Origin of the sequence: Methylotetracoccus oryzae (genome assembly GCF_006175985.1) — a bacterium.
GTDB classification, from domain to species: domain Bacteria; phylum Pseudomonadota; class Gammaproteobacteria; order Methylococcales; family Methylococcaceae; genus Methylotetracoccus; species Methylotetracoccus oryzae.
Window position 1 is genome coordinate 111767 of sequence record NZ_SRSH01000014.1, and the last position, 25602, is coordinate 137368.

Annotated in this window: 19 protein-coding genes and 1 tRNA gene; 12 read left to right on the plus strand and 8 right to left on the minus strand. The window is 60.9% G+C overall.

Going from position 1 to position 25602, the window contains the following annotated elements:
• Window positions 1-175 precede the first annotated feature (175 nt).
• The 4 genes from BWR02_RS14655 (at window position 176) to BWR02_RS14670 (ending at window position 4747) form a co-directional block, all read left to right on the plus strand.
• On the plus strand, window positions 176-1858 hold the full coding sequence (locus BWR02_RS14655; protein ID WP_201276279.1) for an MFS transporter: 1683 nt from the start codon (window positions 176-178) through the stop codon (window positions 1856-1858).
• A gap of 103 nt (window positions 1859-1961) precedes the next feature.
• A complete protein-coding gene (locus BWR02_RS14660; RefSeq protein ID WP_201276280.1) occupies window positions 1962-3188 on the plus strand; it encodes a PQQ-dependent sugar dehydrogenase in 1227 nt (408 codons plus the stop codon).
• 135 nt (window positions 3189-3323) lie between these two features.
• Complete coding sequence (locus tag BWR02_RS14665; RefSeq protein WP_139558680.1) at window positions 3324-3932, plus strand: DUF502 domain-containing protein; 609 nt, start codon at window positions 3324-3326, stop codon at window positions 3930-3932.
• A 392-nt stretch (window positions 3933-4324) separates the two neighbouring features.
• Window positions 4325-4747, plus strand: a complete 423-nt coding sequence (locus BWR02_RS14670) for a hypothetical protein (RefSeq protein ID WP_139558681.1) — start codon at window positions 4325-4327, stop codon at window positions 4745-4747.
• Between the two features lie 32 nt (window positions 4748-4779).
• On the opposite strand, the gene BWR02_RS14675 is transcribed toward BWR02_RS14670, so the two are convergent.
• Window positions 4780-6561 (minus strand): ABC transporter ATP-binding protein/permease, encoded by a 1782-nt coding sequence (locus tag BWR02_RS14675; RefSeq protein ID WP_139558682.1) that lies wholly within the window; start codon window positions 6559-6561, stop codon window positions 4780-4782.
• 466 nt (window positions 6562-7027) lie between these two features.
• Here BWR02_RS14675 and BWR02_RS14680 point away from each other — a divergent pair, with 466 nt between their 5' ends.
• Window positions 7028-8602 (plus strand): TopoII/MutL transducer domain-containing protein, encoded by a 1575-nt coding sequence (locus BWR02_RS14680; protein WP_139558683.1) that lies wholly within the window; start codon window positions 7028-7030, stop codon window positions 8600-8602.
• A 322-nt stretch (window positions 8603-8924) separates the two neighbouring features.
• On the plus strand, window positions 8925-9827 hold the full coding sequence (locus tag BWR02_RS14685; RefSeq protein WP_139558684.1) for an SDR family oxidoreductase: 903 nt from the start codon (window positions 8925-8927) through the stop codon (window positions 9825-9827).
• Window positions 9828-9842: 15 nt separating this feature from the next.
• Here BWR02_RS14685 and BWR02_RS14690 read toward each other — a convergent pair whose 3' ends face one another.
• From BWR02_RS14690 to BWR02_RS14705, 4 genes are all read right to left on the minus strand, one after another.
• A complete protein-coding gene (locus BWR02_RS14690; protein WP_139558685.1) occupies window positions 9843-11222 on the minus strand; it encodes a L,D-transpeptidase in 1380 nt (459 codons plus the stop codon).
• Window positions 11223-11387: 165 nt separating this feature from the next.
• A complete protein-coding gene (locus tag BWR02_RS14695; protein ID WP_139558686.1) occupies window positions 11388-12041 on the minus strand; it encodes a DUF6635 family protein in 654 nt (217 codons plus the stop codon).
• 310 nt (window positions 12042-12351) lie between these two features.
• On the minus strand, window positions 12352-13200 hold the full coding sequence (locus tag BWR02_RS14700) for an HAD-IIA family hydrolase (RefSeq protein WP_162560173.1): 849 nt from the start codon (window positions 13198-13200) through the stop codon (window positions 12352-12354).
• A gap of 99 nt (window positions 13201-13299) precedes the next feature.
• Window positions 13300-13794 carry a hypothetical protein gene (locus BWR02_RS14705; RefSeq protein ID WP_139558688.1) on the minus strand — a complete coding sequence of 165 codons (495 nt, stop codon included), beginning with the start codon at window positions 13792-13794 and terminating at the stop codon, window positions 13300-13302.
• Window positions 13795-14294: 500 nt separating this feature from the next.
• On the opposite strand from BWR02_RS14705, the gene BWR02_RS14710 reads away from it, so the two are divergent.
• On the plus strand, window positions 14295-17219 hold the full coding sequence (locus BWR02_RS14710; protein ID WP_139558689.1) for an insulinase family protein: 2925 nt from the start codon (window positions 14295-14297) through the stop codon (window positions 17217-17219).
• A gap of 65 nt (window positions 17220-17284) precedes the next feature.
• Here the strand turns inward: BWR02_RS14710 and BWR02_RS14715 are convergent, their stop codons facing one another.
• Window positions 17285-17587 (minus strand): DUF5658 family protein, encoded by a 303-nt coding sequence (locus BWR02_RS14715; protein WP_139558690.1) that lies wholly within the window; start codon window positions 17585-17587, stop codon window positions 17285-17287.
• 247 nt (window positions 17588-17834) lie between these two features.
• Between BWR02_RS14715 and smbP the strand changes: the two genes are divergently transcribed.
• Together smbP and BWR02_RS14725 are read left to right on the plus strand one after the other, a co-directional pair.
• Window positions 17835-18194 carry a small metal-binding protein SmbP gene (smbP, locus tag BWR02_RS14720; RefSeq protein ID WP_236102272.1) on the plus strand — a complete coding sequence of 120 codons (360 nt, stop codon included), beginning with the start codon at window positions 17835-17837 and terminating at the stop codon, window positions 18192-18194.
• Between the two features lie 92 nt (window positions 18195-18286).
• A complete protein-coding gene (locus BWR02_RS14725) occupies window positions 18287-19003 on the plus strand; it encodes an LOG family protein (RefSeq protein ID WP_139558692.1) in 717 nt (238 codons plus the stop codon).
• A gap of 66 nt (window positions 19004-19069) precedes the next feature.
• On the opposite strand, the gene BWR02_RS14730 is transcribed toward BWR02_RS14725, so the two are convergent.
• Window positions 19070-19146, minus strand: a tRNA-Met gene (locus BWR02_RS14730).
• 593 nt (window positions 19147-19739) lie between these two features.
• Between BWR02_RS14730 and BWR02_RS14735 the strand changes: the two genes are divergently transcribed.
• The 3 genes from BWR02_RS14735 (at window position 19740) to BWR02_RS14745 (ending at window position 24333) form a co-directional block, all read left to right on the plus strand.
• Window positions 19740-21893 (plus strand): sigma 54-interacting transcriptional regulator, encoded by a 2154-nt coding sequence (locus BWR02_RS14735; RefSeq protein ID WP_162560174.1) that lies wholly within the window; start codon window positions 19740-19742, stop codon window positions 21891-21893.
• Between the two features lie 233 nt (window positions 21894-22126).
• The gene (locus BWR02_RS14740) at window positions 22127-22756 is read left to right on the plus strand and encodes a carboxypeptidase-like regulatory domain-containing protein (RefSeq protein WP_139558694.1); all 630 of its coding nucleotides are present in this window, start codon (window positions 22127-22129) and stop codon (window positions 22754-22756) included.
• 77 nt (window positions 22757-22833) lie between these two features.
• The gene (locus BWR02_RS14745) at window positions 22834-24333 is read left to right on the plus strand and encodes an LruC domain-containing protein (RefSeq protein ID WP_139558695.1); all 1500 of its coding nucleotides are present in this window, start codon (window positions 22834-22836) and stop codon (window positions 24331-24333) included.
• A 61-nt stretch (window positions 24334-24394) separates the two neighbouring features.
• On the opposite strand, the gene BWR02_RS14750 is transcribed toward BWR02_RS14745, so the two are convergent.
• On the minus strand, window positions 24395-25543 hold the full coding sequence (locus tag BWR02_RS14750; RefSeq protein ID WP_201276281.1) for a S8 family peptidase: 1149 nt from the start codon (window positions 25541-25543) through the stop codon (window positions 24395-24397).
• Window positions 25544-25602 lie beyond the last annotated feature (59 nt).

Below are 25602 nucleotides of genomic sequence, written 5' to 3' on the forward strand. Positions count from 1 at the left end.
CCCGGCCAATGTTCCTTACTCCGCAGACAGCGCGCAGCCCAGCGCCTGGCAACACCGCGGGGGCAGCGGGATGGAATTTGGCTGTATGCTACGCGTCTGGATGCGTCTGGCCCCGGGACTGGCCTGGGGGGTGGGCGCGGAAACTGTACCCTCAGCTGCCGGATTCGAATCACCCATGAAACACGCCGAAGACCCTTTCGCCTCCGGCACCACGCCTCATATTCTGTTGCAGCTACATCGCTGGTTCGACCGGAACGTCCTCGAACTCGGTCGTGAGTTGCGCCTGTCCTATCTCCCTCCGTTGATGGTGTATCTGGCCGCGGGCATCTCGGGGCTCACCGCCATCGTTGGTACCTTTTTCGTCAAGGAATATCTCGGCCTGTCGGCGGAATTTCTGGCGGCGCTCGGGTTCTGGACCATGCTGCCCTGGGCACTGAAGATGCCCATGGGACATCTCGTGGATCTGGTCTGGAAGCACAAGGCAGGTTTGATCTACCTGGGGGCCACCCTGGTTGCCGTGAGCTTGTTGATCATGGTCGGCCTCCTCGCCGAACCCCGGATGATGGGCGATGTCATGACGGCGGAAAAATGGTACGTGCTGTCGTCGCTACTCGCCCCACTCGGCTATGTCCTGCAGGACACCGTCGCCGACGCGATGACGGTGGAAGCCGTACCGCGGGTGGACGAGCAGGGTCTGCCACTCTCCGATGAGGCGATTCGCCTCGGGCACACGACCATGCAGACCCTCGGACGGGTCGCCATCATCGGTGGAACGATTCTGGTCGCCGCGGTGAACGTGCTGATGTTCGCCGATGCAGAATCCCTCGATACCGCCGGCAAAGTAGCCGTGTATCTCGACATCTATCAGCTCGCTCTGATCATCCCCGCCATTTCGGCCGGGGGATCCTTGCTGGCCGGCTTTTTGCGGCGACGCCACATGCAGCAGCTCCTGGCACAGGGCTACACGTCTGCCGAGGCCGCTCGACTCATCGACGTTCGGGCTGAGGAGCCTCCCCCGGTCAATTGGTGGATTTTGGGCGGTGGGCTCGCCTTCCTGCTGTTTTCGGTAGTCATGGGGCTGGCTGCGATTCCCTTCAACGAAGAAATCGTCTTTGCCGGGTCGATCGGCATCGTGCTCTTTCTGATGTTGCGGCTTACCCGTGAACTGAGCCCGACCGCGCGCCGCGATCTGCTGGCGACGGCGCTCGTGATCTTCGTGTTTCGGGCAATGCCCGGGCCAGGCGCCGGATCGAGCTGGTGGATGATCGACGTCCTCGGCTTCGACCAGAGTTTCCTCTCCCGCCTGTCGCTGTTGGCCAGCACGCTGGCCCTGCTGGGCATGTTCCTGTTCCGGCGCTACATGGCCGAACGCCCCATAACCGACGTGATCGTAATGTTGACCATCGCCGGTGCTGTGCTGTCGTTGCCCAACGTGGCGATGTTCTATGGGCTGCACGAATGGACGGCGAAGCTGACCGGCGGACTGGTCGACCAACGCTTCATCGCATTGATCGATACCGCGCTGGAGTCGCCCTTGGGACAGATCGCGATGATCCCCATGCTGGCCTGGATCGCAAACTCCGCCCCACCGCGACTGAAGGCGACGTTTTTCGCCGTGATGGCCGCTTTTACAAATCTGGCCCTGTCCCTGTCGCAGTTGCTGACGAAGTATCTGAACCAGGTCTTTACGGTGCACCGCGAGGTCAAGGATGCCTCGGGTGCCGTGACGGTGCCGGCCGACTACAGTGAGCTCGGCGCGCTGTTCATCACTGTCTCCGTCATCGGACTGATACTGCCACTGATCGCGGTGCAGCGCGTCCGCGCCCACTGTCGCGACAGCAACGGCTCAGCGCCCTGAGTGCGATCGGAAGAACCGCTCGTCGCGACGGGACAAGCAGAGGACATGCGGACAGGCCGCGCATGACCCCGGAAAAATCATTCCTGCCGGAAGCCCTCAAGCCGTGATCGTTGCCAAGAGAAAGTATCACCCACCGAACGGCTTCAGCCGTTTCCCAAGCCGGTCATCCTTATGCTGGCTGATCCTTTGCAGACTGCTGACCGGGTGCGGCACGCCACCCCCGGCCGCAACCAGCACGCTGATTGCCAGCGAGCATTACGCGCTGCGTGCCGTCACGCTCGTACAAGGTCTGGTTGAGCCGTGGTCACTGGCCTTCCTGCCGGATGGTGAACTCTTGGTGACCGAGCGACCCGGGCGTTTACGCCGCGTGGTCGGAGGCGCGTTGCAGCCGGAACCCGTCGCCGGACTGCCTGACATCATCGCCAGCGGCCAGGGCGGCTTGCTCGACGTGGCACTGCATCCCGATTTTGCCGCCAATCGCCTGGTGTACCTGTCCTACGTCGCTCGGGCGGCCGAAGGCGTCGGTACGGAGGTTGCGCGCGGCCGTCTCGACGGCAACACGCTCACCGGTTTGCAGGTCATTTTTCGCGCCACGCCCAAGTTGCCCGGAAACGCTCATTTCGGCTCTCGCCTGCTGTTTGCCCCCGATGGAAATCTCTTGATCACTCTCGGCGAACGCTATACCGAGCGCGAGCAGGCACAGAACCTGGCCAACCATCTGGGCAAGATCATTCGTCTCAAGGATGACGGCAGCATTCCTGCTGACAATCCCTTCATTGGCCACAGTGGCGCCCGTCCTGAGATCTACTCATACGGGCACCGCAATGTGCAGGGCATCGCGCAACAACCGGGCACCGGGAAGGTCTGGGCGCACGAGCACGGCCCGCAGGGCGGTGATGAACTCAATCTGCTACAGGCCGGAAGCAATTACGGCTGGCCGGTGATCACCTACGGAAGGAACTATGTGACGGGCACACAGATTGGCGAAGGCACTGAAAAACCCGGCATGGCGCAGCCCGTGCATTATTGGGTACCATCCATCGCGCCTTCCGGCTTCGCGTTCTACGCCGGAGAACCGTTCGCACGATGGCAGGGGAATGCCCTGATCGGCTCCCTGGCCTTCGATCAACTGGTGCGGCTCGAGATTGTCGACGGACGCGTCGTGCATGAAGAGCGGTTATTGGATGGACGCTTCGCGCGAATCCGCGATGTGCGTATTGGCCCCGACGGGTTGCCCTACCTGTTGGCCGGCGGCGACGCCGGGCGGATCGTGCGCCTGGAACCCGCCGCCCTGATGGGAACTGCCGGCAACGGAGCGGGAACTCGCTGACCATCTGCCCCCCGTGGGGCACTCGGGCCAACCGCAGTGTCAGGTCAGGCGCTCGTTTACGAGGCCCGCCTGATCCAGGGCATCGGCAAGACCAGGGCCCGTGAATGCAACCTATGGCTCGGAGAGAACAAAAAAATGAAATTTTCGCTTCAAAGGAGCTTTGACTATTTTCTGATCGGCGTATTGGGTCTGCTACCCGTCCTTATCGTGGTACAGGTCGTGTTGTACGTCGAGCGTTTCTTGCGCGACTTCGTAGTCAACATTTACGGCCGTTACGAAGACAAGCCGTTGCTGCCGGTGCTGTTGTTCGCCGGTTCGGTAGCGTTCCTGGTGTACTTCGGCTATTTGCTCAAGCAGGACAAGGCCCACCTGCTTTACTACCTCGAAAAACTGCTGGATCGTATCCCCGTGCTCGGCACACTGTACCGCGTCACGAAAAAGATCCTCAGCCTGTTCCGCGGCGACGAGGACACCCGGCTGCGAGATGTCGTCTACGTCGAATACCCTCGCGAGGGCATCTGGGTTCCGGCTTTTGTGACCAATCGTACCGGCGACAGGTACGTCGTCTACGTTCCAACCTCCCCCAACCCGACGTCCGGCTTCACCGTGATCCTGCACGAATCGCGCGTGATACCATCGTCGATGACGATCGAAGAAGCCTCGAGTTTTGTCATCAGCCTCGGGGTAGATATGCCGAAGCCGGAGGAAGCAGCGACCTTGGACCGGCCCAGCCGAACGCCATAGCCAACCTGACCGCAAGACCCCATGGGTTGCTGCCGTCTCCCGTTCGCGGGAAAAAGGTGTTGCCGCCGCTACGCGCTCCGGCTTGCCATCGCGACCCCCGCCTTTCATTCGATGGGTACTGGGCTCCCGGCGTTGGCACGGCAAGCGATATCGGCCTTACCGCGCCGCCGCTACGCCTCCCGGACTCACAGCGGGGCTCATATGCTAACCAGTGCGATCTTCCGAACCTACCCGGAGACAACGAAGAGAACGACATGAGCAGGCATCACCAAGCGCCAGGGAGGAAACTTGCGCTGGCTTGCCCCGAGGAGCCCCCTGCCTTTCGCGGAGATCAGCCGTTATCGACCCAAAGTCCGTCGGCTCCTGCCGGCCCTTGCGTACCGTTCCGCGGAGTGGCTATCGCCCTGCTCGTTCTGACGGTTGCGGCCTGCGACTCGGTCCGGACGCGAACCCTGGAAGAAGGCGAGGTCAATATGTCGCAGGCACAGTTCGCGGCCCAATTCGAACGCGTGTTCCGCTACCACAACCGGATCACGAACGAACTGATCATGGAACTTCCCAGCCTGTCCCTATCGGAAGAAGACACCGACAATCTTTCGGATGCCGAGGAACGCATGAACGAAGCCTGTGACAGCCTGAACGAGGTCGCTTCCCTCGAAGCCGTATCGCAGCATGCCGACTTTTGGACGGAGAGCGGCCTGCCCGAGGCGGTACCACAGTGCGAGGAGGCGACGCATGCGGTTGAGGCGCTGTTTGAAACGCTGCACACGCGAGCGAAAGCCAGCCCGGAAGCCTCCCCCGCTCCCGCACCGTGAGCCGGGTGATCACTACACCGCGAGCCCTCCGGTCAGACTGAGTCGCGATCGGGTTCCGCCAGCACCTGCCAACGCCCCTGTCCCGAGTCATCAAACTCCAACAGCAACGCGTAGTCGGCCAGTTGGTCATCACCGTCACCGAGGGTGATCCAGCTGATATCCTGGTGCGCCAACAGGCGCAACATATGGCGCACCTGCATCACACTGAGCGCCGTACCAGGACGGTCCAGCAGGGCAAACCGCGGTTGTGCCAGCAACAGGCGGGCGAAGGCCAGCGACTGCTGCTCGCCGAGCGACAGGAGATCATCCCAGTCCTGTTCCCGATCCAGCCCCCCTGCTCTCGTCAGTACCGCTGCAGCCTGGACCGAATCCAGTACCCTCAGGATCTCCTCATCCCTCGTAGTACCTTCCGCTGCCTGCGTCAAAAGGATCTCCCGCAGATTTCCCGGAGGTAGGTAGGGACGCTCGGGCAGGAAGAGAATATCCTCTAGGGCCGGCCTGAAGATCCGGCCCTCGCCAGTGTCCCAGATACCCGCCGTAGCGCGAAACAACGCCAGCTTGGCGCGATCCGGGCCCTTGATCAGCACTGAACGGCCTGCACCCATTTCTCCGGTGAACTTATCGACCAGCACTCTCCCGTCGCGCGGCGAGCGCAGCGTCAGTGCCTCGAACGCCACCCGCTGCGGATCTTCGATGACCTTGATGTTGTCCGCCGGATTCAGATCGGAAGGTGCGGCGCTGGGGTGCGCGCAAATCGCGCATACCGCAGCGATGTTCCCGCGGACTGCTTCCGGTGCGGCCTGCTCGATGGCCTCGGCAAGGTCGCTGAGCCGCGATGCGACAGCGGCATAGGATGAGATGGACTGGAACTGATTGACGATGAGCGAAAACGCACCAAGCAACGCGGTGAACGCCACCGCCGCTTGTGTCACAACGCCGAATTCGACCTCGCCGGCCATGAACATCGGCGCCACGAACAGGATTGGAATGACCTGAATGAGATAGTTGTATCCGGTTGTGAAAAAGCCAAGGTTACGGTTGACGGCGATAATGCTCTTGAAGTTCGACACCAGCGCGTCAATCTGTCCTTGCAGCCGTGACTGCAAACTCGCCTCGCGGTGCAGCATCGCCACGGATTCGGCGTTTTCCCTTATGTGAATCAGATCCGACCGGAAATTGGCCTCCCTGTCCAATTGTCGATAATTCAATGTCACAAGAGGGCGACCCAGTTTAATGGCGAACCAGGTTCCGCCAGCGGCGTAGGCAACGGAAGCCAGAAACAGTAGCGGACTGATGCTCCACAACACACCCGAAAACGCAATCACCGTGAAGGTTCCGTTCAGCACCATCAAGGTGAACGACAATGTCGTGACGGTGAAGGTCCGAATGTCGTCGGCAATGCGCTGGTCGGGATTGCTCAATGCGCCCGCTTCGTCCAGGCGATAGTAGACGCGGTGATCTAGGTAAAAGGTCACGATTCGGCGGGTCAGCCATTCCCGCCACAACAGCCCGAGCCGTTCCTCGGCAAAGCGGAAAACCACCGCAACAATTGTCAGGATAGTGAAGACGCCCACATAGCCCAGTGCCAGCCAAACGAACTCGGTCGTCTGGCGCCCCGCGATCGCTGTCATGAAATCGCGGCCCACATAGCTCGCGAGCACGTTGAGGCCATTGATCGACAGCGACATGAGGACCAGCGCCGTGGCCATCATCTTGGCCTTACCGCCTACTTCGGAGGCCGCCAGATTCTTGACGCTTTGCCAGAGGCGTGCCCAGATCAGTGTACTAGTGGTAAAGCTCGTCGCTCCGTTCATTTGGTCGCCCTTTCGGTTGCATGTCCTTCCCCCCCGTCCCGCTGCCTTAACACTAACGCTCCCGGTGCCAAGCGCAACTCCACGACGGCGGACGGCAACCTTACACCAAAGCAACCCTTAACGCCTGCGATGCAGCCCGTCATGCCATTGGCCTCCGGTCGCTGGCCGGCAGCAACTCCCCTCGTGCACCGCAGCGGGTGTGCGTTCGCTCGGAGCGTGGGTGTCCTGCGTCCGCGTATGTTATATATAGGCAGTCCAGCCGTGGGTATGCCGAAGCCACCGCTTAAATGGCCGAGGGCACCCTTGGAACGTGATGCGCTTTCGATGGCCGCTCGCAGTTGCCGCGCGATGACCCCTGGCCGCGCCGGCGCTGCCGGCCATCCAGTGTTGTTCTCGTCAAGGCTACATCGGACCTTCCCGCTGTCCTCGTACCTTAGCTCAACCGCCACAACGGCCTCCCTGCGATATGAACGAGCGAATCACCAGTACACGCCCATTCGGCCTCGGAAGCGTGACCGAGGCCCGCATGAGCCCTGCACTCATCAACGCCTTGATGCTCGTCATCGCGCTGCTCGTCGCGCTGGTTGCCGGCATGGCAATCGGACTGGGCAACTATGCGCTGGATGCGCTGGCATTCGCTGCCATCATCGGCTTCGTGCTGCTGTTGCTGCCCCTGGAACTCCTGATGTCGGCCCATTTCGTCACGGCGACGATCATTGCCGGGTGCGTCGTTTATTTTCTCCGCATCCAGCAAGGCCATTGGCTGCCATTTGGCTCCGCGCTGCTGGTCGGCGCGAAGGTCCTTCTGACCTACCTTACTTCACGGCGGCAACCGTCGGCCTCCAGCGGTATGCCATTTTTTGTGATCGCACTGATAGCCTATTTGGGCGGGATGGCGATCGCGGTTTTTGTGAACCGGGTACCGCTACTCCAGGGCATCGTCGGCTTGAAGAACCTGCTTCCGTCATGGGCGGTGTTCATCGCAATCGGCTTCGGGTTCGTGCCTTGGAGTTTCGTCAAGCGACTTTGGATGTGGCTGATCGCGATTCCGATCATCTGCTTCCCGGTTGTGATGTACCAGCATTTCATCGTTGCCGCACGACGTATTGACGCGGTGACCCGGTTCGATGCCGTGGTCGGTACCTTTGGAGGCAACCCGGAAGGCGGCGGACACAGTTCCACCTTGATGCTCTACATGGTTGGCGCAATGTTGACCGCTGTCGCTCTGCGTCGCAGCAACAAGATTTCGTCGCTGTATCAGGTGGCGGTGATCGTGGCGGCCTTTCTTGCCATCGTTCTGTCCGAGAACAAGTCCGCATTCGTGTTGTTACCTGCAGCCTTCCTCCTGTTCGACCTCGACACCCATCTGCGCAATCCGGTGCGATTCGTACTTGTCGCCCTGGTGATGGCCGTCGCGCTCGGCACCATGTACAAAGCCTACAATGCGCTCTATTACGATGCGGAAAAGATCGGCAGTCGGGAAGGTACTGAGAGGCTGGAATACTTCTTTGATCCGAACAATGTCAAGCCCGGCGGCGAGGTCGGCCGCGGCGCCTCGCTGAGTATCTGGTGGGGCGACCGTCTTTACACGCCATTGCAGCGACTGTTCGGCTATGGCCCAGGCGCCAGTAGGGCCGAAAGTACGGTTGCCATCGGCAACGTTGCGAAGCGTTACATCCCCTGGACCATCAACTCAACAGCCATCGCCCAGCTGCTCTGGGATCAGGGCCTGTTCGGTTGCCTGAGCTATCTCAGCATATTGTTTGGTGCCGTGGTATTCGGGATTCGTCGCTACCGCTGGCAAGGGGACGAGGAAGATCGACAGTTGCTGCGCGCAGCAACGGCCATCTCCCTCGTTCTGATCCCCTTTTCCCTGCATAACTCTCACTTGATCAATGCCGGCCAGGATCAGTACCTGATGAGTCTGACCCTGGGTACGTTACTCGCCGTTGGCCGCCAGCTAAAGAAGGACGTCGTGCCAACACACGCGAAAAACCCCAGTCGAAGTCAGCGGCGGATCGTCCACCAAAGCCCTCGCTAGCCCTTCGTCGGGCAATGGATGGATTAAGGCATCCCATCCGTTCGTGCATGATGGAATACTCGCCATTCGTCGGGGCCGCGCTTTCAACAGGGACGCTGTCGAACTCGGCGCACCCTTCCCGCAATAGATGGCGGTCTAAATTCGCGAGATCGGCACGAGACAATGGCTACGTGTTGGGTTCCGGTCAACAGGACAGCGCCGGAGGGGCCGCTTTAGGCCATTCGATTTCCATCGACCACGACATGACGTCTTCGGGACCTTCGCAGGCCGGGCCCGCGTGACTCAACAGGTCGTGCCTTGCGAGAGATGAGTTCAATACCCAATGGCGAATAACGAAACGATGATTGTCGGCTGTGGCTATGTTGGGCGGCGAGTCGCTGCGCTCGAGCACGCCCAGGGCAACACGGTCATCTGTCTGAGCCGCACGGAGCATACCTGCAATGGTTTGCGAAACCTGGGCTATCGCGTGGTGGCGGCCGATCTGGATGTGCCAGCGTCGATTGACATACAGGGATCCAGTCCGGACATTCTCTATTACTTTGCACCGCCGCCGAATTCCGGGACTACCGACCCCCGGCTGGGCGCTTTTCTGGAACGAATTGCATCGCAGCGAGCACCGGAACGGCTCGTCTACATCAGCACGAGCGGCGTCTATGGGAACTGTGACGGAAACTGGGTGGACGAAAGTCACCCCGCGAACCCGCAGTCGGATCGCGCGGTGCGTCGCTGGTCCGCCGAACAGAACGTGCAGGCTTGGTGCGCAGAACGGGGGGTGCGTGCCGTAATCCTGCGCGTCCCGGGAATCTATGGACCGGGCCGTCTGCCGGTGGATCGCCTGCGCCAAGGCTTACCGGTCGTGCGCCGCGAGCAGTCGCCGTTTAGCAATCGGATCCACGTCGACGACCTGGCAGCGATCTGTGTCGCCGCAGGCCATGTTCCATCCGCCTGCGACGTCTACAACGTCAGTGACGGTCAGCCGACCACGATGACCGATTATTTCCTGAAAGCGGCCGATGCGCTGGATTTGCCGCACCCGCCGGAGATTTCGATGGCCGAGGCCCGGGAACGATTCTCTCCGGCGATGCTGTCCTTCCTGGAGGAGTCGCGGCGACTCGACAACCGCAAGATGCTCGTCGAACTCGGTATACAACTCCGGTATGGCGAGTTGGAGCGCGGGCTCACGGCGTCGATCAGAGCGGACGCGGCGCCGAGGGGAACAACCTGAGCCACTCCGGCGGCGTCACTTGTTCAATGCCACCTGCGTTTGCGTCGGCGATGTGCGGAACACCGTGACTGGAACGCCAAGCGCGGCCCAACGGTAAAGCCATCCCGCGTCCTCTGGCGCGCTGGGCCAACGGCGGTTGTGGTTGCGGGTGGACATATTCACGCAACCGTGGCTCGCGGGATGTCCGAAGCCGTTATGCCACCACGCGCCGTGAAAGGCATAGTCCGAATAGAAGTACTGCGCGAAAGGCACGTTCTCGACGACATAATGCCCTGGCTGGCCCGGCTTTGCGCGGCTGCGCATGGTCTTCAGCGGAAAGCGCGCATAAATGTAGAACGAACCTGTGACTGTCGGCGTTTTCGCCTTACCCGTACTCACCCTGAACGTTCGCACGACCTCGCCATTCTCGACTGCAGCCACTTGCTGCTTATCGAGATAGACGAAGATGCGCTTGTCGGCGCCAGTGCTGAAACGGGCCGACAACGGGGCGGCTATCATGCCGCCTTGCTGCGACTTAACCCCCTCCGGATCAAACTTCACTTCGATAGCGGCGTGCGCCGGCCACGTCGGGCTGGGGGCGAATCTGAGCCGGGTGCTGTTATACCAGAACCAGCGACCTGCAACCGGCCTGCCGTCCGCGGTCTGGACGACGAAATGCTGCCCGATGCTGGCGCGGTCGGCGACAGGCTCACTGAAAGTTACCTCGATCGGAAGCCCTACACCGAGATCCGTCATGTCGTGGGGTGTAATCTTCGCCGTCAATGGCGGGGCCGTAGTGATCGCGAGCCTTATGGGCGGGATCGGAACACCCGTGACGGTCGTCAGACTGAGTTCGAGCGGAAAAGTCTGCCCAGCCGGATAGCTTTCCGCTGACAGTTTGAAGCTCCGGCGCTCACCGTCCGACTGCGCGCGAAATGGCACGTCCCCCTTGATCTCCAAACTGCCGACCGGGTGGTCGAACTTCACCGTCACGCTTCCATCCGCCTCCAGCATCCGCTCGGCACGACCTTCGAGCCGGGGTTGGGCCACCGTGTGAATGACGAAATGGTGTTCCGCGCGTTGCCGCAGCCATGGCCTTTCAACCGTGACGCTGATGTCATAGCGCATGCCGAAAGCCAGAGGATCGGTCGATTCGCGGTGGCTCCCATCACCTCGGGTTGCGACTGCCCTGCCATCGGTATCGACGATTGTCAGAGCGCTGATGGTGGATCCCATACCAATGGGCTCGAAGTTCAGCGCTTCCCTCGGATCGACCTCATGACTCTGGTCCGGGGGATTCATCGCCACGCCGAAGGCCGCAAGCCGCTGCTGCGCAAGCAGGACGGCGGTCACGCCAAGACCTACCACAGCCGCGAGCACGGCAACCCACCGGATCAGCGATCTACGTGCCGCCATCGATAAACACCTCGGTCGATAGTTAAAGGCTCGGCAGCCCTTTAATACTGCCGTATTTTCCTGACGCTACAGGGGTTTGGCAAGCCATCAGCGGGTTTCGTTCCGGGCAGGACCGCCATCCGTCGACAGGCTCATACGACGGCGCACTCTAGCTCCGACGGCCGCTCATGCATGCATCGCTCTGACCCCGGCTCGTACCAGATCGATCACATCGATCAATCGGGACACATACGCAGCGCGCAACCGCAGCGTTCCGTGTTCGCCGAGCAACTCCTTTTCCAGAGCATCAAGCAAGCGATGCAGCCGCCGTTCATGGAGCCCCAACGCCTGCTGCACCGGGTCCGTCACGATGCCGGTCAGCGCAGTAATGGTGCCCAGAGCCAGCATCAAGCCACCCACGGTCGCGATAACCAAAGGGGCTGATGCGGCAGCGGGAAACAGGGTGTAGTAGAGCTGTCCCAGCGTAGGGCCGAGCGCGAAATTGGCGACTGCGACCTGATGAGCCACTGCTGCAGCCGCTGCTTGTCCCAGCGCCGCGGAGCCCGGAGTGAATTGCCGCAGACTGCCCGCTCCGGCCGCGAGACTGAGCAAGGAACCCGACAGCTCGGCTGCCGCCGTGCGGCTGTGAGCATATACCGCCAGAAAGTCCTCGAGCTTCCGACGCGCCCCGGGTCTCGCAGCAAGACGTTCCAGCTCCGATAGCTCCGGTCCGGCCAGCTGTGCAATGACGGCGTCCGAAGCGACGGTCTCCAACAAGGCGTCGTGCTCCGACCGTCTCTCCCCCTGGATGATTGGGAGTTGAAGCAGTTCGGTATACACCAGCCATTCCAGTTCACGAGAGACCGCTGTTCTGAAACCGGGCGGAAGCTGAGCAAGACGCCTGGCCGCGTCCGGCCATCCAAAACGGACGAACAGCGCGGCCGCGCCGCGGGACAGAAGATAAGGTCCGGCCCACAGCGCATTGGCCGGCACTTTCCATAGATCATGTCCCCAGGCCGCGCGGTGGATTTGCCATGCGCCACGGAACGAGAAATGACGAGCGCAAAACGGAGGAAGTCGAACCCGGCACTCCGCGATGTAGCGCCGGAAAGCGGCGTCAACAATGGCGCTAGCCGGCCGCTGCGGAGCTTCAACCGGCGGGATCGAGGGAGGCAAGGACATAATCGGGGCGCGGTCCGACGGCCGGGAATTCGGATAACATCGCTGACACACCACCCAACAGCAACGCCGACGGAATGGCCGCGGCGTTCGCTCCAGCGATGTCAGTCGCCAGTTGGTCCCCGATCATCACCATACGCTTCCCGGGACACCGTCGCTGCGCGGCCAGGAAGAGGCCGGGCTGTGGCTTGCCGAGCACGGTAAATTTCAGGTCATCTCGATCCGGATAGCGCAAGCGCAGCGCAGACTCCAGCAACAGCGCAATGGCGCCTGACGTGATCCCGAAACCGGTGGCGCTGGGGAAGATGAGATCGGGATTGGGCAAAATCAACTCGACCGGCATACCCGCATCGATCTGCGCGAACAATGCCGTCAGTGTGGCATCCACCGTTTCCAGAAACGGAAAGCCCTCTTGATCGGCGACCACCAGCACCTCGAAGGGGTCGGCCGCGTCGGCAACGACACCCCCGGCAGCACGCACGTATGCAAGGCTCCCGGAGGGCCCGAGCACCCTCACCGTCTTGCCAGCAAGGCCGTGCTCTTCGAAATACGGCGTCAGCAGACTACCCGACGAGATGATCTGTTCCGCCTCGATCGGCAAACCAAACCCCTGGTAGCGCCGCGCCGCGATTTCGGGTGGTTTCGTGGCGTCGTTTGTCAAAACGAAATAGTCTTTGCCAAGTTCGTTGAGCCGACGTAGCAACCCGGCAGCACCTGCCAAAGCCCCCTCGGCATTGACCAATACGCCATAAGCATCCAGGAGGATGACGGCATATCGCTCGATGAGATGGTCGATGTCAACCTGTTGAACTGCGCCCATGTCCGTCATGATAACGCGCTGCTCGCCCGATGTAGTCGGAGCGCCCTGTTGCGGCTGGCGGCCCTTGACCACGGCGCGATCCAGGTACCCTCGCAACCACTACTGAATGGTCAATCCGCTAGCCCTGAATCCCCCGAGCACGAGTGTCACCCGGTCGCCCCGCCGCAGCAAACGCCCGGGATTCCCGAAGAGGGCCGCATTCTCGCCGCCGCTGCGATCGAGCGCCTGCGGGGCTGCGGCTGGCTCCAGGGGTATTGGGTCCAGGCGAACCGGTGCCTTGTCCGGCATCAAATAGGTGCTGGCACCGGGTTGCAGCAGACCCGCTGACTTGCTGGAGTCCAGCACCCGATAGCGGAAATCGAGAATGTGCCCGCCTGCCGCCAGCTTAAGGCGTTCAACGCGTATGCCGAAGGCCGCCTCGATGCGAGCAAGTTCGTCGGACCGCGCGGGCAAGCTCACCGAGTAACCGAACCAGGCGAGCCCGAACAGTAACAGCCAGCAGGCGAGTCGATGGAGCCCATCCCCCCGAGGAGGGGAAAGGACACCGTCCAGTTCAGGATCGGTGCCAACCTGTTCACTGCCCGTCTCGCTCACGATTTGAGAGGCATCTGGCCGAAGCGCCTCATGCCGCAGTCCCCAGGCCGAACCGCGGAGTCGAGGCCGAGCGGCGACTGGTGGAGTGACGCAGGCGCCGCCTAAACCGCCTAACGACTGAAGCAAACGGATACCGGATTCGAGCCATGATGAGAGGGCTTTCATTCGAGGTTTCTATTTCTAATTATTCCCCCGGAAAACGACAGCCATTCCGTCGCACGGCCTTGACGCCGATGTTCAGCATTCACAATTACCCCCCAACCGGTACTGTAACGCGTCTGTCAAAAATACTTTAGCACGATACGCGCCATATCTTTTCTCCCCGCGCTAGGTCATTGATCACAAGAAGCTTCGCAAGAGCTGCCCCGAAACAAGGCGACGCTGCCACTGCACCGAATCGGGGACTGTAAAGAATCTTGACGCCTCATGGCTGACGTACTGGCCCTCGCAAGAGCGTCGATCCAGGGCCGCCGGGCACGGTCGATGGTATGCTACCGGCCATGAAAACAACCCATCACCGCTTCGCGCTGTGCGAAGAAAGAATGATCCCGGAGATCGGCTCCTTGGCCCGTGTCTACCGGCATACGGTTACCGGCACCGAGTTCGTCAGCCTCATCAATGACGACGAAAACAAGGTGTTTGGTATTGCATTCGCGACCCCATCGAACGACAGCACGGGCATCGCGCATGTCATGGAACACAGCGTGCTTTGCGGCTCCCGTCGCTATCCGTTGAAAGAACCGTTCGTGGAGCTGATCAAGGCCTCGCTCAATACCTTCGTCAATGCGATGACCTGGCCCGACCACACGGTTTATCCAGTCGCCTCGCAACATGCCAAGGATCTTTACAACCTGATCGACGTGTACCTCGATGCGGTCTTCTACCCGAATCTGACGCGGTGGACCCTCATGCAAGAGGGTTGGCATTACGAACTCGAAGACCCTTCGGACGCGCTCCGCTTCAAGGGGGTCGTCTTCAACGAGATGAAGGGGAACTATTCATCGGCTGACTCGATGCTCGGCGAGTATGTGCGCCGTTCACTGTTCCCGGACACCATTTATGGTCACGACTCCGGAGGCGATCCGGCCGTGATCCCTGAGCTCACCTACGACCGCTTCAAAGCCTTTCATACCACGTTCTACCATCCATCCAATGCCCGTGTTTTCTTCTACGGTGACGACGATCCCGAGGAGCGACTGCGCTATCTGGACTCGTGGCTGAGCGGGTTCGAGGCTATCGAGCTGGCTCCAGAACTGCGCCTGCAGCCCCGCTGGCCGGCACCGCGGCGACAGGTTGAGGCCTACGATCCCGGTGAGGATGCGGAGGCGCCGCTGGCCTATGTCTCTGTCAATTGGCTGCTAGGCGAATTGCGTGACCCGGAGACCGCATTGACGTTGGATATCCTGTCTCACATGCTGGCCGGCACGCCGGCTTCGCCGCTGCGCAAGTGCCTCACCGATAGCGGCCTGGGCGAGGATGTCACCGGCGGCTATGTCGACAGCGACTGCCGCGAAGCCTATTTTCCGATCGGGCTGAAGGGCGTAGACCCCGCTGACATCGAGGCGGCCGAGAAGCTGATTCTTAACACCCTGAGGGACTTGGCAGAGTCTGGCTTCGAAGCGGGCCTTATAGAAGCGTCGCTTAACACAGTCGAGTTCAACCTGCGGGAGGCGAATTTCGGCGGCTTCCCGCGCGGCATCGCTTACCTGATTCAGTCCTTGCAATACTGGCTATATGGCGGTGATCCACTGGCACCACTCGCCTTCGAGGCACCGCTGCGGGCACTGAAGGAAAAGCTGGCGAGCAGCGAGGACCCGTTTCGGCAGATGCTGCGTGAGATGTTCGTCGAGAACACGCACCGCACCACCGTCGTCATGCTACCCGACGATACTTGGCTGGCCCAGCGAGAACAGGCGGAACAACGTCGACTGGATCAAGTTGCAGCCAATCTCAGCGCCGAGGAGTTGCAGCGGCTCGCCGCGGACACCGCAACGCTGAAGGCCCTGCAGACCACGCCTGACAGCCCGGAAGCGCTGGCCACGGTACCGACGCTGAGGCCGAGTGACCTTGAGCCGCTGATCAAGACGATCCCGACCGAGATCGACGTCCACCCTTACGCCAGCATTCTGTATCACGAGCTTCCAACCCATGGAATCGTTTACCTGGATCTCGCGTTTGATACCCGCGGCGTCCCGACAAACCTCGCACCTTACCTGGGTCTGTTCGGCTCCGCGCTGCTCGAGATGGGAACCGAAAAAAAGGACTTCGTCACCCTGACCCAAAGCATCGGGCGAAAAACCGGGGGGATCGGCACGACGGCGATCAATACGCTGCGAGTCGATACCCGCCTCGGACTGTCGCTGTTTGTCCTTCGCAGCAAGTGCACCGCGACCCATGTCGACGACCTGCTGGACCTCCTGGGCGAGATCCTGCTGACCGCGCGATTCGACGATCGGGAACGGTTCCGGCAGATTGTCCTTGAGGAAAAGGCCGGTATCGAAAGCGAGTTGGTTCCGCACGGCAACGCCTTCGCCGAACAGCGCCTGCGGGCCCGATTGAATGCCGCAGACTGGGTCGCCGAACAGACCGACGGCGTCAGCTATCTGTTTTTTTTGCGAGAGCTCTCCGCGCGGGTGGAAGGGGACTGGCAGGGTGTGCTACGGGACCTGGAGCGCGTTCGGTCCACCCTGATCACTGCCGCCGGCCTGACAATGAATGTCACTGCCGATACGGCTACACGACTGGCCATACAGCCGCGACTCGAAGCGTTCATTGATCTCCTGCCACGCGGTGCCGCCATAATGGCAGGCATTTCGCGAACTCCCGAGTCTCCTTGCAACGAAGGCCTGACCGTTCCGACGCAAGTCAACTTCGTGGCCAAGGGGGCGGATGTTTACGCGCTCGGCTACAGCTTGCATGGATCCTGGCTGGTCGTACAGAACTGGTTGTCGACGACCTATCTCTGGGAGCGTGTTCGTGTCCGCGGCGGGGCCTATGGCGGTACCTGTCGCTTCGACCCCCTCAGCGGGATCTTCATGTACTCCTCCTACCGCGATCCCAATCTCGCCGAAACCGTGGAGATCTACGATCACACGGCAGAATTCCTGCGCGCCCACCCACCTGACCGCGCGGAAGTCGAACGGGCGATCATCGGTGTCATTGGCAGTCTGGACCGCTACATGCTCCCCGATGCGAAGGGTTATACGGCGCTGCGACATCATCTGGCCGCATTGAACGATCCGCTGAGGCAGCAAATAAGGGATGAGGTTCTGGCCACGGAGCTACGGCACTTTCACGATTTTGCGAGGGTGCTCGACGACGTGGCCAGCCACGGACACGTCGTGGCCGTTGGGTCGCTGCAGGCGATCGAGCAGGCCAACGCCGCACTCGGCGGAGACTGGCTGAGCGTGACCCGGGTATTGTGAGCTAGGCACCGCGGTCGCACCGCTAGACGCCGGAACCGCATGACCAGGGCTGGCCCGGCGCAGGTTCAGGTCGCGAGGACCAGAGAAAGATTCTGAGCGACGACCCAGCAATAGGCAGCGACCACACCGCTGAGTGTTCCGGTGACCCAGGCACTGCGGATCCGGTGGCGTCGAATGAAGACGAAGGCGAGAAAGGCCAGCCCAAGGAGTTTCATCGTCGCGATCGACGTGCCGAGACCGAAGGTTTCGAAGCAAAAGCTCGCCAGCGGATTCGCTTCGTCGATCTCGGAGCAGTGGAGCCCGATATAGGTGATTGCTCCATCCGCGATCTGAAGGAGCCCAAATGACACGATCAGCAAGCCGTCCATCGTCGTTTCCTGAGTCGCCACGCGGAGCGGATGCACTCTGCGAGGTCCCATTCGGTGAGGGATTGTGTTTTGAACCGACTTGAAGTGTAGTTGCTCAGTCCGTCGCTGCCGCCGGATCAAGACGGGCGAGAGGACGAACACGGCGCGCCATCCCGTGTCGGATACATAGCGGCTGGCTTGGCTCTCCGAAGCCTCTTCGCTGCTTCCGGTGGCTTGAGTGGCAATCTGCTGACGCAAAAAAACAAACTTGGAGGTCTCCATGCAAACCCGATTCAAACGGTTAATCCCGAAAGTTATTTTCGTGTTCACACTCGGTTTCGCAGTTACGTCAGGGGCCGAGGACCACAAAGCGGAAGCCATGAAGCAGGCACAGGCTGCGCTGGATAGCGGCAAACAGGGAAATGCTGCCGCCGTCGCTGAGCACGCGGCAGCTGCCAAGATCCATGCAGAAGCGGCACAGCAAGAGCGCCCGAACCCGCACCTGGATGCAGCGATCAAGAATCTGGACGCCGCAATTGCGGAGGGCAGGAAGGGCAACGCCAGCTCCGCCGAAGAAGCAGCGTTTGGCGCGGTGACGCATCTGAAGGCGGCGGAAAAGTCCTTTTAATAAGACCTTTCGATTGCGGATTGGAAAGGGCTGGGCGCGGCCTGCTGCGAGGGTCCGATGTCCGCCCTAACTCGGGGAAGAGGGAGAATCGCGTGCAGCCCTTCGACAATGATCCTTACTCCTTGCTGGGGAAGATCCAAGGCGCGGAAAAGCTCTTTCTGCGCGGGCGGCAGAAGCGTGGGGAAGATCTGGAAAGTGCCGTCAAATTCTTTCTGGAATTCTTGAAAGGCTTCGAAAGCTTCGAGTTTGAGGGGCCCTGTGTCACTGTATTCGGCTCAGCCCGGTTTGCCGAGGGGCACCGCTATTACGAGTTGGCGCGCGCCTTGGGAAAAGGGCTGGCAGGCGCCGGCTACGCGGTTATGACCGGCGGAGGTCCAGGGATCATGGAAGCTGCGAATCGCGGCGCCCGCGAGGGCGGTGGGCTGAGCCTGGGCTGCAACATCCAACTCCCTCGCGAGCAGAAACCGAATGCTTATCTGGACCGCTTCATAGAATTCGAGCACTTCTTCGTGCGCAAGGTCATGCTCGTCAAGTACTCTTGTGCCTTCGTGGTGATGCCCGGAGGCTTTGGCACACTGGATGAAGCCTTCGAGGTGATCACCCTAGTGCAAACCGGCAAACTTGAGCGGTTCCCGGTCGTGGCGATGGGCCAGGAATTCTGGGATCACTTAAGCGTGTTCATGCGGGACACGATGTTCGGCGAAGGGACAATAGCGGCTGAGGACGTGGATTTCCTGCACCCGGTCGAGACCGTGGAGGAAGCCTTGCGCGTGATACGGAAGACTCAGATCGCTTCCGGCGGATCTTGAATCCGGCATTTTCGTGAATGTCGGCAGGCCGAAGACCAGGTAGAGACGGGCAGGGAGATTGGACTGTGGTGGCTACGGGTGGACTTGAACCACCGACATCGCGATTATGAATCGCGTGCTCTAACCAACTGAGCTACGTAGCCATGTGATTATTATCGCCTTTTGACCGCCGCAACGCAAGCCGCGCGACCCGTGTGGTGAGGCAACTCCCCGACTCGCACACTCAAAGACTTAGCCAGTAAGGATACTCCGTGATTACTTTCAGATCAAGGATAATCCACCATCGGTGCTGCAGGCCAACAGATCTAGCGCCATCGTGCGGCGTTCCAGCGGCGCTGTTGGATCGCGCGCCATCGGGAAAGCGGACACACGACGAGGAAGCCGTGCTCTGGGTGCATCCTCGGCCGCGGACACCGTTCCTTCACGGATCTCCGTCTCTGCGCGGCGAGCGATCCGCCGTTGCAAGCTTAACCCAACTGACGAGACTGAAGTCGGATCCGATTGCCACGATGCAGCGCACCTACCGGTGTGCCGCCCAGGTTGTCGTCCGGTGGAGTACGCGCAACCAGCGCCACCTGCCAAGTGAACAACCCACGCCGCGCCCGGTTTCGCGTGCCTGCATGCTCCGCCAGGAAGCGGACGTTGCGAGCCGGAGGCATCATCTCGGTGGACTAAGACCATCATGCCGGGGGTGCCCAGATGGCCAAGGATCGGCGCTGACGAGCGGTGGATGCCAATGAGTCGATCCGATCCGCTAGATCTCTGTGGGATCTGCCACGTGCTACCCGAGGCGATCACCATTTTCGACACAAGCGACCCGGCCTACCCGGTGGCTTTCGTGAACCATGCTTTCGAGGAACTCACCGGTTTCAGCGGTGCCGAAGTCGACGGCAACAGCATCCTCCGGTTCTTTGACGAATCTGACGCCCCGCGGGTTCTGGGCTCAGTCGGCGACGCATTACGCAACGGGCGACCGCAGCATCTGGCCGCTATCGGCCTGCGCCGCGACGGAACCCGTTTCGACAGCGAGCTTTCCCTCGCACGCTTGCCTCTCCCGGACGGCGAGACGATGTATGTGGTGGCTCTTCAGCGTGACGTATCGCGACGGGAAGAAGAACTCCGGGCACTGGCAGTCCAGCGCGATCGTCTTCTCGAGCACCTGGAAACAGCGCCTCTTGGCATACTTGCGCTGGATTCGGTGCTGAACGGCATCGCCATTATCGACGCTCGGCGTTCGAACATGCCTCTGGTATATGTCAACGCGGCATTCGAACGCCTCACCGGATACACCGCAGAGGAAGTCCTAGGCCAGAGCTGGGGTTTCCTGCACGCCGCGAATCATGATGCTGTAACGGCAGCAGCGATCGAAGCGGCGATCGCCGAGCGGAAAGAAACACGGATGGAAGCGCTCCAATTTCGTAAGGACGGCAGCCACTTCTGGGTTGAACTCTCCTTGTCGCCCGTATTCGACGACGACGGCCAGCCAACCCACTATCTGGCTATCCAGGCCGATATCTCCGAGCGCAAGGAAGCGGTCTCGCGCCTGGAACAGTTGAGTCTAGAACTACGCCGAAACAGGGACGATTTGACGTCAATCCTGAATCAGTTCGCCTGTGCGACGCTGATCGTCGACGGCAATGGCATGGTCACGTTCGCGAGCGCTTCTTGCGAAGCCGTATTGGCCTTGTCTCCTTCACAGGTCACCGGCCAGATCTGGCCCAATCTCCTGCCACTGCCGGCATCGACTGTCGCCGAACTGTGGCAGAACCTCAATGCTCCTCCCGCAGGCCGGAAATCCGTCCAGTTGGGCTGGTCCGATGAGGCTGGCGCCGAGCATTGGACGGAATGCAGCATCAAGGATGATCCCCGGGATCCCTCCCGTCGGATCGCGGTGGTCTATGACGTAACGGAATTGTATCGATTGCGTCAGCGGCTCGAAGCGCGGACCCGGGGCGCGCTGATCGGAGACAGCGAACCCATGCAGCGACTGCATCGCCTGATCGCCGACATCGCACGCGGCACTTGGACCGTGTTGATCGAAGGCGAAACCGGCTCTGGCAAAGAGTTGGTCGCGCGCGCCGTTCATGACGGCGGGCCTCGCAAGCAAGGCCCATTCGTCGCCGTTAACTCCGCCGGCTTGAGCGAATCGCTGTTGGCCAGCCAGCTTTTCGGACACCGAAAGGGTGCGTTCACCGGCGCCACCTGCGACCAGCAGGGCTACTTCGAAGCCGCCTCCGGCGGCACATTGTTCCTGGACGAAATCGGCGACCTGCCGCTTTCCATGCAGGCTAGCCTGCTGCGGGTGCTGCAGGAGCGCGAGGTCACTCGACTCGGCGAAACCCGCCCCCGCCCCGTGGACGTGCGAGTCATCGCCGCGTCCCACAAGGACTTGGCGGCCGAGGTCAGGGCCGGGCGTTTTCGCGAGGACCTCCTGTTTCGGCTCCGCGTCGCCCGGATCACTGTCCCACCGCTACGGAACCGGAGGACCGACATTCCGTTGCTGGTTGAACACTTCCTCCGCGATGCGTGCAGTCAGGCTGGCAAGTCCCTCTCAGGCCTTGCTCCCGAGACCCTGCAATCTCTGCTCAGCTACGAGTGGCCCGGTAATGTCCGCGAGCTCAAGTCCTGCGTCGATTACGCCGTCATCTGCGCCGCCGGTCCCCGGGTCCATCCCGACGAACTTCCACCCGAGTTGCGGCAGGCGTGCCTCAGCGCCCCGGCGGAACCCTTCCCTGCTTACCCCGGCGATGAAGCCGACGAACGATCTCGCATTCTCGCAGCATTGAACGCCACACGGGGCAACCGCAGTCAAGCGGCCAAACGTCTGGGAATCAGCCGTGCGACGTTTTATCGTCGGCTGCGAGACCTCGAACTCAACGTCGACGACTAACCCAGCAAAGTCTCTCGGGGCCGGACCAGCCTCGACACACCTGTCTCGCGAGACATCCACGAGACACTCATGAGACAGTCCCAAAGTGTCTCATGAGTGTCCTTCACGACACCACATATTTTCATACCACTGGTTTTTAAAGGTTATTTTTAATGGCACGGCCCGTGCGATACACAAGTCGTGATCTGCCATTTTGACCGGCCTTCGGGCCACCTTCCCAACGGAAACAGCACATGAAAGCTCTGACCCTGCTCGCTACAACAATCTTCGTTCTGTTCTCCACCGCACCGGCCGTGCAAGCGGGAGTCATCGCGGGCAAAGTCTCCGATGAGTCGGGCCGCGCGATATCGGGCGTCAATGTCTGTCTGCTGCCAGCCGGAGCAGTACCCGGCTCTGATCGAGCCTGCCTGCGACAAAACGTGAGTAACGCACAAGGGCGCTACCGTTTCCGAATGAATAAACCCGGAGCTTACGCTGTTGAGATTCGCGATGAACGCTTCGAAGCATATGTCTGGAATACCGTTGCAACCCATGCCGTCATTGAAAGACGTGACCAGGATGTGCATGGCCTGAATTTCACGCGGCAATTCCGCTTTGGCAATTTCCACAACCAGATGACCATCACTGCCGACCACCTTCCGGAACTGTTCGCACGGGACTTGGGCTCCATGGCCACGTTCGTCAAGCTCTATGTGGCCGATACCGCTGCGACTTCCGGCCAGAAACTGTTGTTTCTGGGACGCGTTACCGACGTGGCACAACTGGCCATCAAGCTCAGCCTGCCTTCGACGGCACAGACGATTCAATATGAAGTGTTCGGACAAGATTTGAATGCATCGGGCACGATCCCTGTCGTCCTCTGAAACGAGCGCCACCTCAGCAACGAAACCCCCAATTCACTTGCGGAGCCCCGCTCCCACTGGAACACGGAACTTTTGACATGAACACCCTATCCAGGATCTCAGGACTGTTGCTAGGCGCCTCAAGCCTCTTCAGCGTAAACGCCGACGCGATCGAATCCTTGCGGCTTACCGACACCATCAAGCAAGGCATCGGGAAAATCGATCTGTTGCGGGATGTTACGCCCGAGCAGCTCGAGACCTACCGCTTCGACAACCAACTCGTTCTGGCGGCCGACATCAACGAGAACAGCAAGGGATTGGAAAAATCGACCAGTCAGGGCGTTGCCATCAAGGACATCGCGCTGATGCTGGGTTACAAGGACGGAAGCAGCAAGGTCTACACGCTCGCCGACGGCCACTTCTCCACCGAGACGCAGTCCTGGGTCATGGAGAAAGGCGATCCCGTGCGACGCCCCTATTACACGCTGCTCGGTGAGGGCGGATCGAGCCGGATCACCGCAGCCAATCGGATTCAAGCGACCTTCGATAGCACGATCAGAATCAAGGTACCCGACGACCTAAGGGCGGTTACCTCGGCGATACTATCGGTCACACTGTTGACCACGGACAGCGCCCAGGGCGATCCCGAAGCCTTCTACGACTTCAATGGCGGCTTTGAAGACTTGGCCATCCTGGTACCCGAGGACGCCGCCTATCTGGACAAAGTCGCACCTGGACGCCTGGACGCCCCCATCGTCGAGTTAACGCAGCCGGTAGCCGGCCCCAGCGTACCGAGCGACCCGCCCCCCCCGCTGGATGCCCCGGCTGTTCAAAGCTGGAACTACTTCCCGTCAGCCGATACGTTTTATGTAGCGGCCTACGAAGACCTCTACCCCAACGTGGGTGACTACGACTTCAACGACTTGGTTGTGGCGTACCAGGTGAAGCACGGACTGAATGCCGACAACAAAGTCGTTGCCATCGGCGGGACGGCGTATATCCTGGCGCGCGGAGCCATGTACAGCCACGACTGGCACCTGCGACTACCCCTCCCGGACGCGATCAAGGGCAAACTGGAGTGCACCGTGACGCTACAGTATCCGAAGTACGAGGGCCCGTGCAGCCCCCGTAATCCGGCCGAATTCAGCGGCACGATCGACGTCACGATGTTCGGTGATACCGTGAAAATCTTCTCGGATCCGAACGGCGCTTCGTCCATGCTGAACACCCACTCGGGCCGTCCCCCGATCACTGGACCGCGCAGCGTTTTCCTGATCGTTCTGGCTGAGCCGGCCGATCCATCGACACTCGGACCAGCTCCATTCGATCCTTTCTTGTACGTTCGCAACACCGGCAAAACCATTCAGTTACTCGAAGTCAATCCGGCCTTCAAGGATGCGAATGGCAACCCGTTCGGCATGCTCATGCCCAGCGAAAAGTGGCATTGGCCGTTGGAACAGGAGAAGATCACTACGGCGTATCCTGCATTCGCCAAGTTCGTCGAGTCCCGGGGACAGAATGCAGTAGACTGGTTTGCGAGCGAGGTACCCGAAAAGGTGTTCGATCAGCTACCGGCTTCATCGGTCTGGGCCTGGTAACCCTGACACGCGCGCTTGAAGGTCGGCCTGCATCTGCCGGCCGACCTTCCGGCAAACGAGCTCAAGGCGCGATGGATTGTATCAACGCGTTTGGAGAGCCCGTGCCAATTCTTGTCAGCTTGTTGAGCGCTGCCGCCCCGACAAGGGCGTTGCGTACGGCCGTCGGGCCTGCGGCCGGATGTGTTTGCAGATACTGCGCCGCGACCCCGGCCGCGTGCGGCGCGGCCATCGATGTGCCACTGATCGTGTTGGTCGACGACTCACCACCAACCCAGGCGGACTTGATGGACGAACCGGGCGCAAACAGATCCAGACATTTGCCGAAGTTCGAGTACGAGGCCCGTGCATCGTTAGCAGTCGTCGCCCCCACGGTGATCGCGCCCGGAACTCGCGCCGGCGAATAGTAACAGGCGTTGGCACCGGCATTACCCGCGGCGACGATGTAGCTGATTCCACTCGCGAGTGAATTGCGTACCGCTGTATCGAGAGCAGCGCTTGCCCCACTGCTGAGGCTCATGTTGGCGACGGAGGGCTTCACAGCATTCCGCGTCACCCAATCGACCCCGGCGATGACCCCACTGATGGTTCCCACGCCGTTGCAGTCCAGCACGCGCACCGCCACTATCGCAACATCCTTTGCAATCCCGTAGACAGCCCCGCCGATGCTGCCGGCGACATGGGTGCCATGACCATTGCAGTCACCGCCGTCCCCGCCGATGACATCCGTGCCGGTGCGCGCACGCCCGCCGAATTCCAAGTGATCGACTTGAATGCCCGTGTCGATAACGAATGCGGTAACACCGCGTCCAGTGGCCGTGTATACATAACTATTGCTCAGCGGAAGTTCCTGCTGATCAATGCGGTCGATACCCCACGTCGCTGGGCTCTGGATCTCACTCGCCCAGATTAGGGCATCTTCCTCGACATAGTCGACCATCGGCAGCCTCGCCAGCGCGCGGGCCTGTGGTTCGGTCAGCGTCACGACACCGCCGTTCAGGACCGCGGCGAAGACACGCCGCATTCTGCCTCCCCTCGTCTCCACCAAGTTCTGTAGTAGCGCCTCACGTGCCTGGAAGCTGGGCATGTCGTCTCTGAGCTTGATGATGTATTGGCCCTGAACCGGGGGGCCTCCAGCGGAAATGAAGCTGCCAGCCATCGCAACCGATTCCATCAGCGACAGCGCGGCGCACAAAAGCGGCTTGGCGTTCATTCGTGCTCACCTCGATTGTTGTCATTCCGGGATGCCGCAAACTGAGTGTCTGCCTTCGC